This window comes from Citrobacter sedlakii NBRC 105722 (genome assembly GCF_000759835.1).
GTDB classification, from domain to species: domain Bacteria; phylum Pseudomonadota; class Gammaproteobacteria; order Enterobacterales; family Enterobacteriaceae; genus Citrobacter_A; species Citrobacter_A sedlakii.
This window is the reverse complement of sequence record NZ_BBNB01000004.1, coordinates 1-14,612: the sequence shown is the minus strand read 5'-3', so window position 1 is coordinate 14,612 and position 14,612 is coordinate 1. Positions and strand designations below refer to the sequence as shown.

The 14,612-nt window shown below is 53.3% G+C and carries 13 protein-coding genes; 6 read left to right on the top strand and 7 right to left on the bottom strand.

Annotated features, from left to right (window positions below):
- Positions 1 to 37: 37 nt before the first annotated feature.
- Positions 38 to 892 (top strand): 3-deoxy-D-manno-oct-2-ulosonate III transferase WaaZ, encoded by an 855-nt coding sequence (waaZ, locus tag CSE01S_RS08845; protein ID WP_042287014.1) that lies wholly within the window; start codon positions 38 to 40, stop codon positions 890 to 892.
- Between the two features lie 37 nt (positions 893 to 929).
- Positions 930 to 2,006, top strand: coding sequence for a glycosyltransferase family 9 protein (locus CSE01S_RS08840; RefSeq protein WP_042287009.1), 1,077 nt, complete (start codon positions 930 to 932; stop codon positions 2,004 to 2,006).
- A gap of 32 nt (positions 2,007 to 2,038) precedes the next feature.
- On the opposite strand, the gene CSE01S_RS08835 is transcribed toward CSE01S_RS08840, so the two are convergent.
- The 4 genes from CSE01S_RS08835 to rfaD form a co-directional block, all read right to left on the bottom strand.
- Positions 2,039 to 3,310 (bottom strand): O-antigen ligase family protein, encoded by a 1,272-nt coding sequence (locus CSE01S_RS08835; protein ID WP_042287005.1) that lies wholly within the window; start codon positions 3,308 to 3,310, stop codon positions 2,039 to 2,041.
- 10 nt (positions 3,311 to 3,320) lie between these two features.
- Positions 3,321 to 4,283, bottom strand: coding sequence for a lipopolysaccharide heptosyltransferase RfaC (gene rfaC / locus CSE01S_RS08830; protein ID WP_042287002.1), 963 nt, complete (start codon positions 4,281 to 4,283; stop codon positions 3,321 to 3,323).
- 3 nt (positions 4,284 to 4,286) lie between these two features.
- Complete coding sequence (rfaF, locus tag CSE01S_RS08825; RefSeq protein ID WP_042286999.1) at positions 4,287 to 5,333, bottom strand: ADP-heptose--LPS heptosyltransferase RfaF; 1,047 nt, start codon at positions 5,331 to 5,333, stop codon at positions 4,287 to 4,289.
- A gap of 79 nt (positions 5,334 to 5,412) precedes the next feature.
- Complete coding sequence (gene rfaD / locus CSE01S_RS08820) at positions 5,413 to 6,393, bottom strand: ADP-glyceromanno-heptose 6-epimerase (RefSeq protein ID WP_042286996.1); 981 nt, start codon at positions 6,391 to 6,393, stop codon at positions 5,413 to 5,415.
- 214 nt (positions 6,394 to 6,607) lie between these two features.
- Between rfaD and kbl the strand changes: the two genes are divergently transcribed.
- From kbl to CSE01S_RS08805, 3 genes are all read left to right on the top strand, one after another.
- On the top strand, positions 6,608 to 7,804 hold the full coding sequence (gene kbl / locus CSE01S_RS08815) for a glycine C-acetyltransferase (RefSeq protein WP_042286993.1): 1,197 nt from the start codon (positions 6,608 to 6,610) through the stop codon (positions 7,802 to 7,804).
- Between the two features lie 9 nt (positions 7,805 to 7,813).
- Positions 7,814 to 8,839: an L-threonine 3-dehydrogenase gene (gene tdh, locus CSE01S_RS08810; RefSeq protein WP_042286991.1), complete on the top strand. Its 1,026-nt coding sequence runs from the start codon at positions 7,814 to 7,816 to the stop codon at positions 8,837 to 8,839.
- A 235-nt stretch (positions 8,840 to 9,074) separates the two neighbouring features.
- Positions 9,075 to 10,109 (top strand): glycosyltransferase, encoded by a 1,035-nt coding sequence (locus CSE01S_RS08805; protein ID WP_042286989.1) that lies wholly within the window; start codon positions 9,075 to 9,077, stop codon positions 10,107 to 10,109.
- Here CSE01S_RS08805 and CSE01S_RS08800 read toward each other — a convergent pair.
- From CSE01S_RS08800 to gpmM, 3 genes are read right to left on the bottom strand one after another with little or no spacing between them, the layout of a single operon-like run.
- Positions 10,096 to 11,055: a divergent polysaccharide deacetylase family protein gene (locus CSE01S_RS08800; RefSeq protein ID WP_042286986.1), complete on the bottom strand. Its 960-nt coding sequence runs from the start codon at positions 11,053 to 11,055 to the stop codon at positions 10,096 to 10,098. The two genes, CSE01S_RS08805 and CSE01S_RS08800, sit on opposite strands and share 14 nt — an antisense overlap.
- Before the next feature lie 3 nt (positions 11,056 to 11,058).
- Positions 11,059 to 12,342, bottom strand: coding sequence for a murein hydrolase activator EnvC (gene envC / locus CSE01S_RS08795; RefSeq protein WP_042286984.1), 1,284 nt, complete (start codon positions 12,340 to 12,342; stop codon positions 11,059 to 11,061).
- 9 nt (positions 12,343 to 12,351) lie between these two features.
- Positions 12,352 to 13,896 (bottom strand): 2,3-bisphosphoglycerate-independent phosphoglycerate mutase, encoded by a 1,545-nt coding sequence (gene gpmM / locus CSE01S_RS08790; protein ID WP_042286981.1) that lies wholly within the window; start codon positions 13,894 to 13,896, stop codon positions 12,352 to 12,354.
- A gap of 244 nt (positions 13,897 to 14,140) precedes the next feature.
- Between gpmM and CSE01S_RS08785 the strand changes: the two genes are divergently transcribed.
- Positions 14,141 to 14,572, top strand: coding sequence for a rhodanese-like domain-containing protein (locus tag CSE01S_RS08785; RefSeq protein ID WP_042286978.1), 432 nt, complete (start codon positions 14,141 to 14,143; stop codon positions 14,570 to 14,572).
- Positions 14,573 to 14,612: the final 40 nt, after the last annotated feature.

Below are 14,612 nucleotides of genomic sequence, written 5' to 3'. Positions count from 1 at the left end.
CGTGATTTAAGTTGCATGATTAACATACAGGTTTTATATGAGTAATGTTAAGTTTTTAACTCGCGCCGGTGTTCAGCAGCTTACTGAAAGCAGAACATCTGAAAACGTTATCATTTTCTTGTCGGGTCCTACGTCCCGAGGGACGCCACTGTCTCTTTTACGCAACAATGATGTCATCACCGTTAACGGCGCGGCGGAATACTTGCTCAGTAATGGTATTACCCCTTTCATTTATGTCTTAACAGACGCACGCTTTCTGCTGCAACGGCGTGAGGACTTTTATAAGTTCAGCCGCGGCAGTAAATTTACCTTCGTCAATATGGACGTTTATGAGGCCGCATCGGAAGAAGACAAGTGCTACATGCGCGCTCATTGCTTCATTTTGCGCGCGTTTTATAAGCGTGAAAAAGGCGGACTTTTCAAGAAGTTGAAGCTGGAAACGCTGTCTCGATGGAACAAGAAACTGTTGATCAACGTCCCTGTCTCTAAGCGCGGAAGGCTGGTTGGCTTTAGTAAGGATATCAGCTTCGGCTATTGTTCATGCCATACCGTGGCGTATACCGCAATGCAAATAGCATATTCGCTGGGGTACGATAACACTATCTGTTCCGGGCTGGACATTACCGGCAGTTGCGCGCGTTTTTATGACGAAAGCAATAACCCGATGCCGTCAGAGCTCAGCAAGGATCTGGTCAAAATCTTGCCCTTCTTCAAATTCATGCGTGCACAAGTGCCAGACTTTCAGATTTACAACCTCTCTGACGACACGGCGATCGGCTACGACATCATTCCTTTTATCAGACCTGCTGATGTCGCTACCCTTGCGCCTAAGAAAAGCGTATTGAAAAAAACGCTTGGACTGCACGATCATGCGGATTCTTATGTAGGCTAATTTCAATCCTGTTTTTTATTGTAATGTGGTAATTAGCATGGGCTTAGGTGCTTTCCATAAGAAAAAAAGATATTTTTTTAATAAAATCAAAATTAACGCTTTATCTTTCTTCTTTCCCCAAAATACAACGCCAAAAATCAACGCGCCAGCAATCCGGTCATGTTTGCTTATTCATGACAACAACAAGTTAGGCGATTTAATTGTCCTGAGTTCGCTTTACCGGGAACTGACCACTCGTGGCGTTAAGCTCTCTATCTTAACGACCGCCGCAGGAAAAGACTTTCTCGCGGGTAATAACAAGATACATCGTTTCTTTATCAAAACCTCATCTAAAATCAGCGATGTACTGGCCCTACGTAAGCAGCTGAAGCAGGCGTCTTTCGATATCGTTCTCGATCCTTTCGAAACAATGCCTTCTTTTACTCATGCGTTACTCTTATCTGGCGTCAGGCGCTCGCATGTTCTTGGCTTTGATAAATGGTATAAGCGTTACTACACCGTGTATCATCCGCATGACGAAAAACTCGCTGCGCATATGTGTACGCGGGCGAGTGAAATACTGCGTTATTTTTATCCCGATACCGATAATTCGTTCGATGTTAGTTATGATCTGCCGCTCACCGCAGAGGTCGAAAACGCGGTCGTGAATTTCATCGGCGATACAAAGATTATTATAATTAATGCTCTGGGCGCGAAGAAAATCTGCCGTTTAACAGCGGAGCAGATTGCAACGATCTATTCCCGTATTCGTGAACGGCATCCTGAGTTTCGGGTGATTTTTACCGGCCTGCCGCAAGATGTGCGCTCTATTGCGATACCGGACATTGAAACGCTGCCGTTTAACGCGTTTATTTATACCGTTGCCCTGACAAAATTCAGCCAGTACGTTATTTCTGTGGACACCGCGCTGGTTCATATTGCTTCGGCTTATCAGATCCCTACGCTCGCGCTCTACCCCAACGCGCGACACGACGCTTATCCCTCGCACCTAATCTGGGCGCCGAATAATTGCAACGCATTGCAGGTAGTCTCTCCCACCTGTACGGTGAAAGATATCCGTTCCGATGTATTGATTGATTCAGTGGACGCGTTATTTGACCGCCATCCAAAGTGAGCGGATGCCCGCTTTGGATGGCGTGAAAGGAATCACTGCTGAACACGTCTTTCTGGCGGGCGATTTTTCTTGATAAGCAGCATCAGTGCGACAGCCGTGATCAAAATGATCGGGATACTGCGTGACCAGAGAATCACATCGCTCATTCCCGTGCCAATAATCGCTAACGTCAGGGCAAACAGCCCTAAAGAGCGGTGATAGTACACCGTATAAAACAGCGCGGCGTAAAACAGCAAAGTCGATAGAATCCCGGCAATACCTTTCAGCGAGGCCGCTTCAACCAGCTCATTGTGCAAGTGAACGTTGGAAAATTCTAAAGCCCCGCGAAGATAAGGATGCGCATTCGCCAGCTCTTCCATACGCTGCGCCCGAACATCTGCCGAGCGTGCGGCAAGCGGTGATTCTTTGAAAATATCAAAACCAATCTCATACATCGCCAGGCGTGCGCCAAGCGAACTGACACTGTTGCCATTGTTATATTGCGCCAGGTCCGCAACCGCTTCATGGTAGCGGCTATAAATCGGCTTGCTAAAGACCGCAACAAGGACAACGAAGGCAACCAAAAAACCAATCACCGAAAAGAACAATTTTTTGGGGGTCTTAAGATAGCCCGCCACCAGTGCCAGCGCGCATATCACCGGAAAAATAAGCAGCGCTGAACGCGTCTGGGTGAGGGCAAGCGCAAAGAACACGGCAGCTGCGTTAAGCAGAAACAGCACCGGGTGCTTGCGCTGGGTATACAGTATTGATATCGCGCTGACGATGCCGACAAACATGATCGAATATGCTGCGCCTGTTGCCGTACCAATACCAAAATCCAGACGGGAGATACCGGTTGTGGTTTTTACATAGTAGCCATAACCGGCAATGAAAAACGACAGCAAATACAGAATATACAGCGGCCACTCTTTATTCATCTTTATTTTCGAGGTCAGCGCCAACAGTATGAGAAAGGCCCCAAAGATAAAGATTTTCGCCGTATTCAAATAACTATGGTACGTCGCCCGAAAGGGTGAATTATCTACTTTAAAGGCGGAATACCAGCTGACGTCGATGACGCCGATAAGCAGAACAGAAAGGGGTAACAGCCAGTATCGCGGCGAATAACTTTCCGGCTTGCCGCGTAAAATAAGCGCCAGCAGACCGAGAATCGCCGTAATATTATACAGCTTCATACTCAAATTATTATTGAACAGCGCGACGACAAGGGTGACGAAGCAAAGTAACCAGGTAGTCAACTCCAGCACTGTGGACATCTTCCTGGCACCGGTTTGCCAGGAATGTAAAGAGTTCAAGGCTAACATTCATGTACCTTTAGAATAATGATGATATTCCGTTCAGAACGGTGTGGGCATCAAGCTTGGCTAAATTATTTTCGGGTGAACGACACGCTATCTGGTTTTTCCCGTACCCCCCAATTAACCCCGGATCCGTTGGGCCATACAGCGTAATATTCGGTCGATCGAGCGCCGCCGTCAGGTGGCTAAGCCCCGTATCGACGGAAACCACATATTTTGCGCCTGCCAGTACGCGCGCAACTTCTTCCAGACTCATCCTCGGTAAGACCTCAACGTGAGCGAACCCTTCGGCAAGTCTTCTCGCCCGTGCTTCTTCATGAGGCGCGCCCCAAGGCAATTTGATGCTGATTTCGTTGTCAGCCAACAAACCAATTAGCGCTCGCCAGTTTGCTTCCGGCCAGTGTTTATCATCGCGTGTGGTTGCGTGCAAAAATACCGCGTAGGGTTGCGCAGTATCCTGTTCAGATGTCAGGAAATGCCGCGCGATAGCATAATCGCCTTGCGAGGATGGTTTGGAATAATTCAGGCTTTTTGCGAACAGTTCGCGGGTACGCTCTACGGCATGCTGCTGCCTGGCAATGTGATGGCGGCGATGATAAAACAGAGCGGCCAGCGGCTCGCGTGCGCTCTGCCAGTCCATACCATGCTTTACGCCATGTGCGAGGCGAGTCACCAGCGCAGCGCTTTTAACCAATCCCTGGGCGTCGATAACGGCATCATAGCGTTCTGCCTGTACCGCCTCGCGGAAAGCGTTACGCTCCGCTTTAACCGACGCGGAAAACCAGGCTTTACGCCAGCGACGAATCGCAACGGGAATGACGCGGTTTACCGCCGAATGCCACGAGGGGATCTGCGCGAATCCTTCTTCGACCACCCAGTCAAACTGAATACCCGGTATCGCCTGTTGTGCATCGGTGAGCGCCGGAAGGGTATGCAACACATCACCCATTGAGGATGTTTTGACGATCAGAACCCGCATTCGTCAGGCTTCCTCTTGTAATAACAGCGCGTTCAGGGCTTCCAGCACCTGCGCTGGTGTAATGTCGATCAGACTCTGATGGTACCCTTCTGCCGCATCGCCTTTGCGCACTTTGTGATAGCCGGTAATCAGGCGAATCACCCGCGCTTTATGTGAAAGCGGCGGCGTGAAGTCAGGGCTGCTGGGGCCGTAGAGGGCAACCAGCGGGCGGTTAAGGGCTGCGGCGACGTGCATCAGCCCGGAGTCATTGCTGACGACGGCTTTACAGGCGCCGATCAAAATGACGGCCTGCTCCAGTTGGGTGTCGCCTGCCAGATTGCGGCACCACGCCTGCTGCTCATCGTTTAAGGACGCTAAAATCTCGTTCCCGGCTTCGTGATCTTTCGCCGAACCGAACAGCACAACCTGATAGCCTTCGTCTATCAGCTGTTTCGCCAGTTCCGCGTAATGATAGTGTGGCCAGCGTTTGGCAGGTCCAAATTCCGCGCCAGGGCAAAAGCCGATCATGGGCCGCTCATCTGAAAGCGAAAATTCACAACAGGTCAGGGATTTTTCACCTTCGCTCACCTGCAACTGCGGCCACAGCAGCGGCTGCGGCAGATCTTTCGCGCTGTGCATTACGCCCTTGTCGTAAGCCAGCGCGACATAGCGTTCCACCATCAAGGGCCAGGCCGCTTTGTCCAGCACACGCGCGTCGTTTAGCAGACCGTAACGCATCTCGCCGCGCCAGCCTGTGCGCTGCGGTACGCCCGCAAAGAAGGGCACAAGGGCTGATTTGAAGGAGTTGGGCAGCACATATGCGCGGTCATAGCGTTTCTCGCGCAGGCTATGGCCGAGCCTGCGGCGTTCGCCGAGCGCCAGCGTCCCATGGCCGAGTGGCATTGGGATCGCTTCGTTCACTTCCGGCATTCGCGACAACAGCGGACGGCACCATGCGGGCGCCATCACGTCGATTATCGCCTGGGGATAGCGCGCCTTGAGCGTGCGGTAGAGACTTTGCGACATCATCATGTCGCCCACCCAGGACGGGCCGATCACCAAAATTTTCATTCACTTCATCCTTCAAGCTGTCTCTGCGTTGGCTGCCTGCGTTCACTCCGGTCACTTACTTTAGTAAGTGACCGGAGATTCACTTAGTTGCCGCCTTGATACCGCTCGAATGATTTTGTGAATTTGTATCGCTGTCGCGGTTCAGCCAGGCCATATACTCCGTTACGCCTTCGGCAACGGTCTTAAACGGCTTGTCGTAGCCCGCAGCGCGCAGATTCGTCAGATCCGCCTGGGTGAACGCCTGGTAGCGGCCCTTCAGTTTTTCCGGGAACGGGATGTACTCAATCTCGCCTTTTTTATGGAAAGCCAGCGTCGCGTCAGCCACGGCCTGGAAAGATTCTGCACGACCGGTGCCGAGGTTATAGATACCGGACACGCCGTTTCCCCAGAACCACAGGTTCACATCCGCCACATCGCCCACGTAAACAAAGTCACGCTTGAAGCCGTCGCTGCCTTCAAACAGTTTCGGGCTTTCGCCATTATTCAACTGGGTGTTCAGGTGGAACGCCACGCTCGCCATGCTGCCTTTGTGGCCTTCGCGCGGACCGTAAACGTTGAAGTAGCGGAAGCCAACAATCTGGGAGTTCGCTTCTGGCAGGATCTGGCGTACGTACTCATCAAACAGGAACTTGGAATAGCCGTAAACGTTCAGCGGCTGCTCATATTCGCGGGATTCGATGAAATCAGAGGTGCGTCCGCCGTAGGTGGCGGCGGAAGAGGCGTACAGGAACGGAATTTCACGCTCCAGGCAGTAGTGCAGCAGCTCTTTGGAGTACTGATAGTTATTGTCCATCATGTACTTGCCGTCCCACTCGGTCGTGGAGGAACACGCGCCTTCGTGGAAAATGGCCTCTACCTCGCCAAACTCTTCGCCCGCCATAATCTGGATTAAGAAATCTTCTTTATCCATATAGTCGGCAATGTTCAGATCCACCAGGTTCACAAACTTGGTGCCGTCTTTCAGGTTGTCCACCACCAGGATATCGGTGATGCCTTTATCATTCAGGGCCTTAACGATGTTGCTGCCGATAAAACCCGCGCCGCCGGTAACGATGATCATAACTGTAACCTATGAATTATGGAGTCAGAGACTATCTCGGACACGAATACTTCTATCATATCACTACCTGGCCCTGGCTTCAGCCATTCACCGATTACGCGTGTGGGTACGCGTGATTTATCCTGCATTTTAAAGAAGTGCTAATGCGTCATCTCGTATCAGCGTCCAGGGTTAGGTAAGATGTGCTGAAATTTGCCCAGTCTGGAGAATCGCAATGCGTGGGGATTTTTACAAACAGTTAACCAACGATCTGGAAACCGCCCGGGCGGAAGGATTGTTTAAAGAAGAGCGCATTATCACGTCTGCTCAGCAGGCAGATATCACTGTGGCGGATGGAAGCCACGTCATTAACTTCTGCGCCAACAACTATCTCGGGTTGGCTAACCACCCTGAACTGATTGCGGCGGCAAAAGCAGGAATGGATTCTCACGGGTTTGGTATGGCCTCGGTGCGCTTTATTTGCGGTACCCAGGACAGCCACAAGCACCTTGAGCAAAAGCTGGCAAACTTCCTGGGAATGGAAGATGCCATCCTCTACTCCTCCTGCTTCGACGCCAACGGCGGCCTGTTCGAAACGCTGCTGGGCGCAGAAGACGCGATTATCTCCGACGCCCTGAACCACGCCTCTATTATCGACGGCGTGCGTTTATGTAAAGCGAAACGCTTCCGCTATGCCAACAATGATATGGCCGAACTGGAAGCTCGCCTGAAAGAAGCGCGTGAAGCCGGGGCCCGTCATGTACTGATCGCTACCGACGGCGTGTTCTCGATGGATGGTGTGATCGCCAACCTGAAAGGCGTCTGCGACCTGGCGGATAAATACGACGCGCTGGTGATGGTTGATGACTCTCACGCGGTGGGCTTCGTGGGTGAAAACGGGCGTGGCTCCCATGAGTATTGCGACGTGATGGGACGCGTGGACATCATCACCGGGACGTTGGGCAAAGCGCTCGGCGGCGCGTCTGGCGGCTACACTGCGGCGCGTAAAGAGGTGGTGGAATGGTTGCGTCAGCGCTCCCGTCCGTATCTGTTCTCCAACTCTCTGGCGCCGGCGATTGTCGCCGCCTCCATAAAAGTACTGGAGATGGTGGAATCCGGCGGCGAGCTGCGCGACCGCCTGTGGGCGAACGCGCGCCAGTTCCGCGAGCAGATGTCTGCGGCAGGTTTCACCCTTGCGGGCGCCGACCACGCCATCATTCCGGTGATGCTGGGCGATGCGGTGGTGGCGCAACAATTTGCCCGTGAGCTGCAAAAAGAGGGTATTTACGTAACAGGATTCTTCTATCCGGTGGTGCCGAAAGGCCAGGCGCGCATTCGTACCCAGATGTCCGCCGCCCATACGCCGGAGCAAATCACGCGCGCGGTTGAGGCGTTCACGCGCATAGGTAAACAACTGGGCGTTATTGCCTGAGGATCAAAGATGAAAGCGTTATCCAAACTGAAAGCGGAAGAGGGCATCTGGATGACCGACGTTCCTGAACCGGAAGTCGGACACAACGATCTGCTGATTAAAATCCGTAAAACAGCCATCTGCGGCACTGACGTTCACATCTACAACTGGGATGAGTGGTCGCAAAAAACCATCCCGGTACCTATGGTTGTCGGGCACGAATACGTCGGCGAAGTGGTCGGTATCGGTCAGGAAGTCAAAGGCTTTAAAATTGGCGACCGCGTCTCTGGCGAAGGACACATTACCTGTGGGCACTGCCGTAACTGCCGCGGTGGCCGTACGCACCTGTGCCGCAACACGACCGGCGTGGGCGTGAACCGCCCAGGCTGCTTCGCCGAATATCTGGTGATCCCGGCATTCAACGCCTTCAAAATCCCGGACAATATTTCTGACGATCTGGCGTCTATCTTTGACCCGTTCGGTAATGCGGTGCACACGGCGCTGTCGTTCGATCTGGTGGGCGAGGATGTGCTGGTTTCCGGCGCGGGTCCTATCGGGATTATGGCGGCAGCGGTGGCGAAACATGTCGGGGCACGCAACGTCGTCATCACCGACGTTAACGAATACCGTCTGGACCTGGCGCGTAAAATGGGTATTACCCGTGCGGTTAACGTGGCGCAGGAGAGTCTCACCGACGTGATGGAAGCGTTGGGGATGACCGAAGGCTTCGATGTGGGGCTGGAAATGTCTGGCGCGCCGCCGGCGTTCCGCACCATGCTTGATACCATGAACCACGGTGGTCGCATCGCGATGCTGGGGATCCCGCCCTCTGACATGTCAATCGACTGGACGAAAGTGATCTTTAAAGGGCTCTTCATCAAAGGCATTTATGGCCGCGAGATGTTTGAAACCTGGTACAAGATGGCGGCGCTGATCCAGTCGGGTCTGGATCTTTCTCCTGTCATCACCCACCGTTTCTCGATTGATGACTTCCAGAAGGGCTTTGACGCGATGCGTTCAGGTCAGTCGGGGAAAGTCATCCTGAGCTGGGATTAATCGTCAAAAGGCCGGTGTTTTCCGGCCTTTTTATTCGGCAATATCTGAAATCCTGTAAAGTTTTGTCATTGTCATAAATATTACGTAATTACTCACTAGTCTGATTTTGCTGTTCATTCCAACGCTTTATTCTGCCGTTACCGTCAACGTTTAAAAATAGTATGCACCAGCCTTAATTGTTTCTTAACACTAAGGCTGTACAAAGGCGGGTAACTTCAGAGGTAATCGGTAATTTATGATGAATAGTACAAACAGACTCAGCGTCATTATCCCGCTTTATAATGCGGGTAATGATTTCAAAGCCTGCATGGAATCACTCATCGCGCAAACATGGACTGCCCTGGAAATAATTATTGTTAATGATGGTTCAACGGATAACTCTGTTGAAATAGCAACGCATTACGCCGAAAACTACCCACACGTTCGCCTGCTGCATCAGGCCAATGCCGGGGCGTCGGTCGCACGTAACCGGGGAATGGCCGCCGCCACCGGGCAATATATCGCTTTCGTCGATGCGGATGATCTGGTTTATCCTCACATGTACGAAACGCTGATGACGATGGCGCTGGAAGATAATCTCGACGTCGCGCAATGTAATGCGGACTGGAGCGAACGTTCCTCCGGCGACACCTGGCAATCTATTCCCACCGATCGTATTCGCTCAACAGGTGTATTAACGGGTCCGGACTGGCTCCGTATGGCGCTGTCTTCTCGGCGCTGGACGCACGTGGTATGGATGGGGGTTTATCGCCGCGACGTGATTGAAAAAAATAACATCAGATTTATTCCGGGATTACATCATCAGGATATCGTGTGGACCACAGAGTTTATGTTTAATGCCCGTCGCGCACGCTATACCGAAGAGTCATTATATAAATATTTCCTGCATGATAATTCCGTTAGTCGTTTAAAACGACAGGGCAATAAAAACCTTAATTATCAGCGCCATTATATTAAAATCACCCGCTTACTGGAAAAGCTGAATCGCGATTATGCCGACCGAATTACCCTTTATCCGGAGTTTCGTCAGCAAATAACGTATGAAGCATTACGCGTGTGTCATGCTGTACGCAAAGAGCCGGATATATTGACGCGTCAACGCATGATTGCCGAGATTTTCACCTCGGGCATGTATAAACGGATGATACTGAACGTGCGTAGCGCGAAGGTCGCGTATCAGGCGCTGCTGTGGTCTCTACGACTTTATCGCTGGCGCGACAAAACACGCTCGCACCATCGCACCGCCCGTCAAGCCCTTAACCTGGGTTAACGCCACCCTTGCTGGGGGCCTTCCCCCAGCCCTGCCACTGATGCTGGTACCAACTGACCAGCGTGCTCTGACGAATGCTTTCGCTTATGACGCTGAAGAATCGGTCGGTATAAACTGGTTCGGGTGCCTTCTTCGCGTTACACACCTTCACTCCGCGGAATGGATTACGCGGCGCGTCGTTGTTTTTCGGCGGGGTCAGGTTCGGCGTCGAAGTATCCACCTGCGGTTCGTGAAGCAGGGTGCTTGGACGCACCAACGTGATATCGGCTGGCAGGTTATACACCATCTGTTGGAGCACACGCACCGTTGACGGATGCGGATGTCCGATCGCGATCGCAGACCCGTTTCGACGAGCCAGAGCGACGGCGCGGTTAAACTGGCGGCGAATGTCCGCTTCGTTTTGCGTGTCGTCGAGAAACACTTTGCGCTTGATAACCTTCACACCCGTACCGGACGCTGCGCGCATGGCCTGGCTATTGCCGATGGTCATGCTGTCGAGAAAATAGAGATCGTAGCGTTCCAGCGCCTGCATCACTTTCTGCATGCCAAACAGGCTGGAGGTCATCGCGCTGCCCATATGGTTATTCAGCCCGACAGCGTAGGGAACTTTGCTGACCGCCTCGCGCACAATACGTTCGATCTCATTGCTGCTCATCTCCGGGCGCAGCGTGTCTTTTTCCAGCGGCTGCTTACTGAGAGGGGCCATCGGCAGGTGAATCAACACCTCATGACCGCTGTTGTGTGCTTTGGTCGCCATTTCGCGGGCGTGAGGCGCATTAGGCAGTACCGCAACGGAGATTGCGTCTGGCATCGCCAGTACCTGATTTTCATAATGCGGACGGTAGCCGAAATCGTCGATCACGATGGCGAGTTTGCCAGCAAAAGCGGGGGAGGCGAAGGCCAGCAGGCTGGCGAATGAAAGAACAGTACGACGAAAGTGAGGCAAAACTTATCTTCCCAACCACGGCTGTGGATTGACGGCCTGACCCTGGCGACGGATTTCAAAATAGAGCGACGGTCTGCCCTGACCCCCGCTGCTGCCGACCAGCGCAATGGGCTGACCGGCGCGAACCTGTGTCCCCACGCTGACCAGCGCGCTCTGGTTATAGCCGTAAAGGCTCATGTCGCCCTTGCCGTGTTCGACGACGACGACCAGCCCGTAGCCCTGCAGCCAGTCCGCCAGAATCACCCGACCATCGGCAATGGCTTTGACTTCAGTGCCTTCAGACGCACCGATAACCATCCCTTTCCAACGTAGCTCACCTTGCAGCCGTTCGCCATATCGATGCAGCGTTGGCCCGCGAACCGGCCAATAAGCCTGACCGCGCGGCGAGCCTAAACCGCCGGTGCGCGACATCAGCGATTTCTCGCTTTCGGTCGGTTTATAGGTGGTGCCTTTACGGGTCGCCTCTTTCTGTCGATTACGTACTGCTTCCGCCTCGCGCGCTTCGCGTTCCGCCCGCGCTTTGGCGGCGGCCTCCGCTCGCGCAATGCTGTTACGCAGACGGGATTCGTTAGCGCGCAGTTCGCTCAGCTGCTGCTGGCCTTGCTGGATGGAAGACTCCAGTCCGGCGAGCGTTTTTTTCCGTTCGTTACGCGCCTGCTCCAGCTTCGCCTGCTGGGCGCGCTGTTCGTATAACAGCGTCTGTTGCTGGCTTTGCTTCTCTTCCAGCTCGGCGCGTTGTGCGGCGACCTGCTCGCGGGTTTGCTTCAGCTCGGTAATGGTTTCTTGCCGCGCCTGGTTCAGATAGCCGAAATAGGCCTGTAAACGCTGGCCGCGCTGGCTCTCTTCACCACTGAGGATAAGCTGAATGCCGGTATGCTCGCCCTGACGAAACGCCGCATCCAACTGTGCGGCGAGGCTGCGTTCCTGGCTGGCTTTTTGCTGCTCCAGCTTCGCGATAGAGGCGTTCATCTCATCAATTTGCTTGTTGAGCTGAGCGAGAGTGTTTTGGGTTTCGCGCAGTTTACGCGCGGCGACGGAAATCGCTTCTTCTTGTGCTTTCAACTGCGCTTGCAGGGTTGCGCGCTGCTGCTGCTGCTGGCGCACGGCGCGCTCTTTGGCGGCGATATCCGCCTGGATGGATTTGAGCTGATCGCGGTCATCCGCGTGGGCGGAAAAGGCGCACAACAATACGCCAGCGCTCAACACGCTGGCGTAAATCAGGGGCCTGACTGAAAACCGTTGCGTTTTCATGACCCCTTGTTTGGTATTCATCGCCTTTCCCCTCATGGGGAGGGATTATTCCACGATGAACAGCGGCTTACCAGTCATCTCTTGCGGGATTTCCATACCCATCAGCGTCAGCATGGTCGGCGCGATATCGGAAAGTTTACCGCCTTCCACCGCTTTTACGTTTTTGTCACCCACGTAAATCAGCGGAACCGGCAGGTTCGTGTGCGCCGTGTGCGCCTGACCCGTCGCCGGATCGCGCATCTGCTCGGCGTTACCGTGGTCCGCAGTGATCAGCAACTGTCCGCCAACGGATTCAACGGCTTTCGCGACCTGCTCAACGCAGTGATCCAGTGCTTCCACTGCTTTCACGGCTGCTTCCATCACCCCGGTATGACCGACCATATCGCCGTTCGGGTAGTTACAGATGATGGTATCGTACTTCCCGCTTTCGATAGCGGCGACCAGTTTTTCAGTCAACTCCGCAGAGCTCATTTCCGGCTGAAGATCGTAGGTCGCCACTTTCGGTGAATTAATCAAAATGCGTTCTTCACCGGCAAATGGCTCTTCCACGCCGCCGTTGAAGAAGAAAGTCACATGCGCGTATTTTTCCGTTTCGGAGATACGCAACTGGGTTTTGTCATTCTTCGCCATCCACTCGCCGAAGGTGTTTGCCAGAGAGGCTGGTGGGTAGGCGACGGCCGTTTTGATGTCCGCCGCGTATTCGGTCAGCATGACAAAATTCAGGTTAACCACTTTCTTACGCGCAAAGCCGTCGAAGTCAGTGTTAACGAATGCCCGTGTGATTTCACGCGCGCGGTCGGCACGGAAGTTCATGAAAATCAGCGCATCGCCGTCTTCCAATGCCGCATCGGCCTGGCCTTCCGCACGAATCACGGTCGCTTTAACGAATTCATCGTTTTCGTCGCGGGCGTAAGCGGCCTGCAGGCCTTCAACCGCGGTTGCGTACTGGAATTCGCCTTTTGCCAGGGTCATCAGATCATAAGCCTGTTCAACGCGATCCCAGCGGTTGTCGCGGTCCATGGCGTAATAACGTCCGATAATAGAAGCGACGCGGCCTTTGCCCAGCGCGGCAAACTTGTCTTCGAAGGCTTTCAGTGAGGATTCAGCGCTGCGCGGCGGGGTGTCGCGACCGTCGAGAAACGCATGCAGGTAGATTTTCTCCGCGCCGCGTTCAGCGGCCAGTTCCACCATCGCCATGATGTGGTCTTCGTGGCTGTGTACGCCGCCCGCCGAGAGCAGGCCCATGATGTGAACCGCTTTACCCGCGTTTTTCGCCTGGTCTACCGCCGCGGTCAGCACCGGATTGGCAAAGAAGGTACGTTCTTTAATTTCGACATCCAGACGCGTCAGGTCCTGATACACGATGCGGCCCGCGCCCAGGTTAACGTGACCTACTTCTGAGTTACCCATCTGACGGTCAGGCAGACCCACTTCCAGACCGGACGCGTCAATCAGCGTATGCGGACGTTGCGCCCACAGCGCGTCCATGACGGGCGTTTTCGCAGAGAAAATGGCGTTATCCTGGCTCTCTTCACGGTAACCATAGCCATCGAGAATGACCAGCACCATAGGTTTTTTCGAAACCGACATTGTGAAACCTCACACTAAAGAAACAAAAATTTTGCGTAATTTTACTACAGCTGAATCGATAAAATAGCCTCAGAAGATCAAATAATAGGGCCGTGCGGCGCATGGACGGCGCGGTTTTACGCTATTTTTTCCATTGCGCCCCGCAAAAATGCAATCCAGTGCACGCGCTGGCTGTATTTGCGCCATCGCGCAGGTATACTCCTTCCCTGGTTTTTAATCACTGAGTCGGGAGTTGTTACCCCCCATGCAAGAAATTATGCAATTTGTTGGTCGCCATCCCATACTGAGTATCGCCTGGATTGCGTTACTGGTGGCGGTTTTATTCACCACGTTTAAAGGCCTGACCTCAAAAGTGAAGGTCATCACCCGTGGTGAAGCCACGCGTCTTATCAACAAAGAAGACGCCGTTGTTGTCGATTTACGTCAGCGTGACGATTTCCGTAAAGGCCATATCGCAGGCGCTATCAACCTGCTGCCAAGTGAAATCAAAGCGAACAACGTGGGCGAACTCGATAAGCACAAAGACAAACCGGTGATCGTGGTCGACGGTTCCGGCATGCAGTGTCAGGAAGCGGCAAACGCGCTCATCAAGGCAGGCTTTGAAAAAGTGTCCGTGCTGAAAGAAGGCGTTGCTGGCTGGAGCGGCGAGAATCTTCCGCTGGTTCGCGGCAAATAAACTCGCCGCTGGCACGAAATCCACAGATAAAGCGAATATC

Bases quoted from the DNA above. Each gene is read 5' to 3' on its own strand.
- waaZ (WP_042287014.1), top strand. From the start codon at position 38: ATGAGTAATGTTAAGTTTTTAACTCGCGCCGGTGTTCAGCAGCTTACT.
- CSE01S_RS08840 (WP_042287009.1), top strand. From the start codon at position 930: ATGGGCTTAGGTGCTTTCCATAAGAAAAAAAGATATTTTTTTAATAAA.
- CSE01S_RS08835 (WP_042287005.1), bottom strand. From the start codon at position 3,310: ATGTTAGCCTTGAACTCTTTACATTCCTGGCAAACCGGTGCCAGGAAG.
- rfaC (WP_042287002.1), bottom strand. From the start codon at position 4,283: ATGCGGGTTCTGATCGTCAAAACATCCTCAATGGGTGATGTGTTGCAT.
- rfaF (WP_042286999.1), bottom strand. From the start codon at position 5,333: ATGAAAATTTTGGTGATCGGCCCGTCCTGGGTGGGCGACATGATGATG.
- rfaD (WP_042286996.1), bottom strand. From the start codon at position 6,393: ATGATCATCGTTACCGGCGGCGCGGGTTTTATCGGCAGCAACATCGTT.
- kbl (WP_042286993.1), top strand. From the start codon at position 6,608: ATGCGTGGGGATTTTTACAAACAGTTAACCAACGATCTGGAAACCGCC.
- tdh (WP_042286991.1), top strand. From the start codon at position 7,814: ATGAAAGCGTTATCCAAACTGAAAGCGGAAGAGGGCATCTGGATGACC.
- CSE01S_RS08805 (WP_042286989.1), top strand. From the start codon at position 9,075: ATGATGAATAGTACAAACAGACTCAGCGTCATTATCCCGCTTTATAAT.
- envC (WP_042286984.1), bottom strand. From the start codon at position 12,342: ATGAGGGGAAAGGCGATGAATACCAAACAAGGGGTCATGAAAACGCAA.
- gpmM (WP_042286981.1), bottom strand. From the start codon at position 13,896: ATGTCGGTTTCGAAAAAACCTATGGTGCTGGTCATTCTCGATGGCTAT.
- CSE01S_RS08785 (WP_042286978.1), top strand. From the start codon at position 14,141: ATGCAAGAAATTATGCAATTTGTTGGTCGCCATCCCATACTGAGTATC.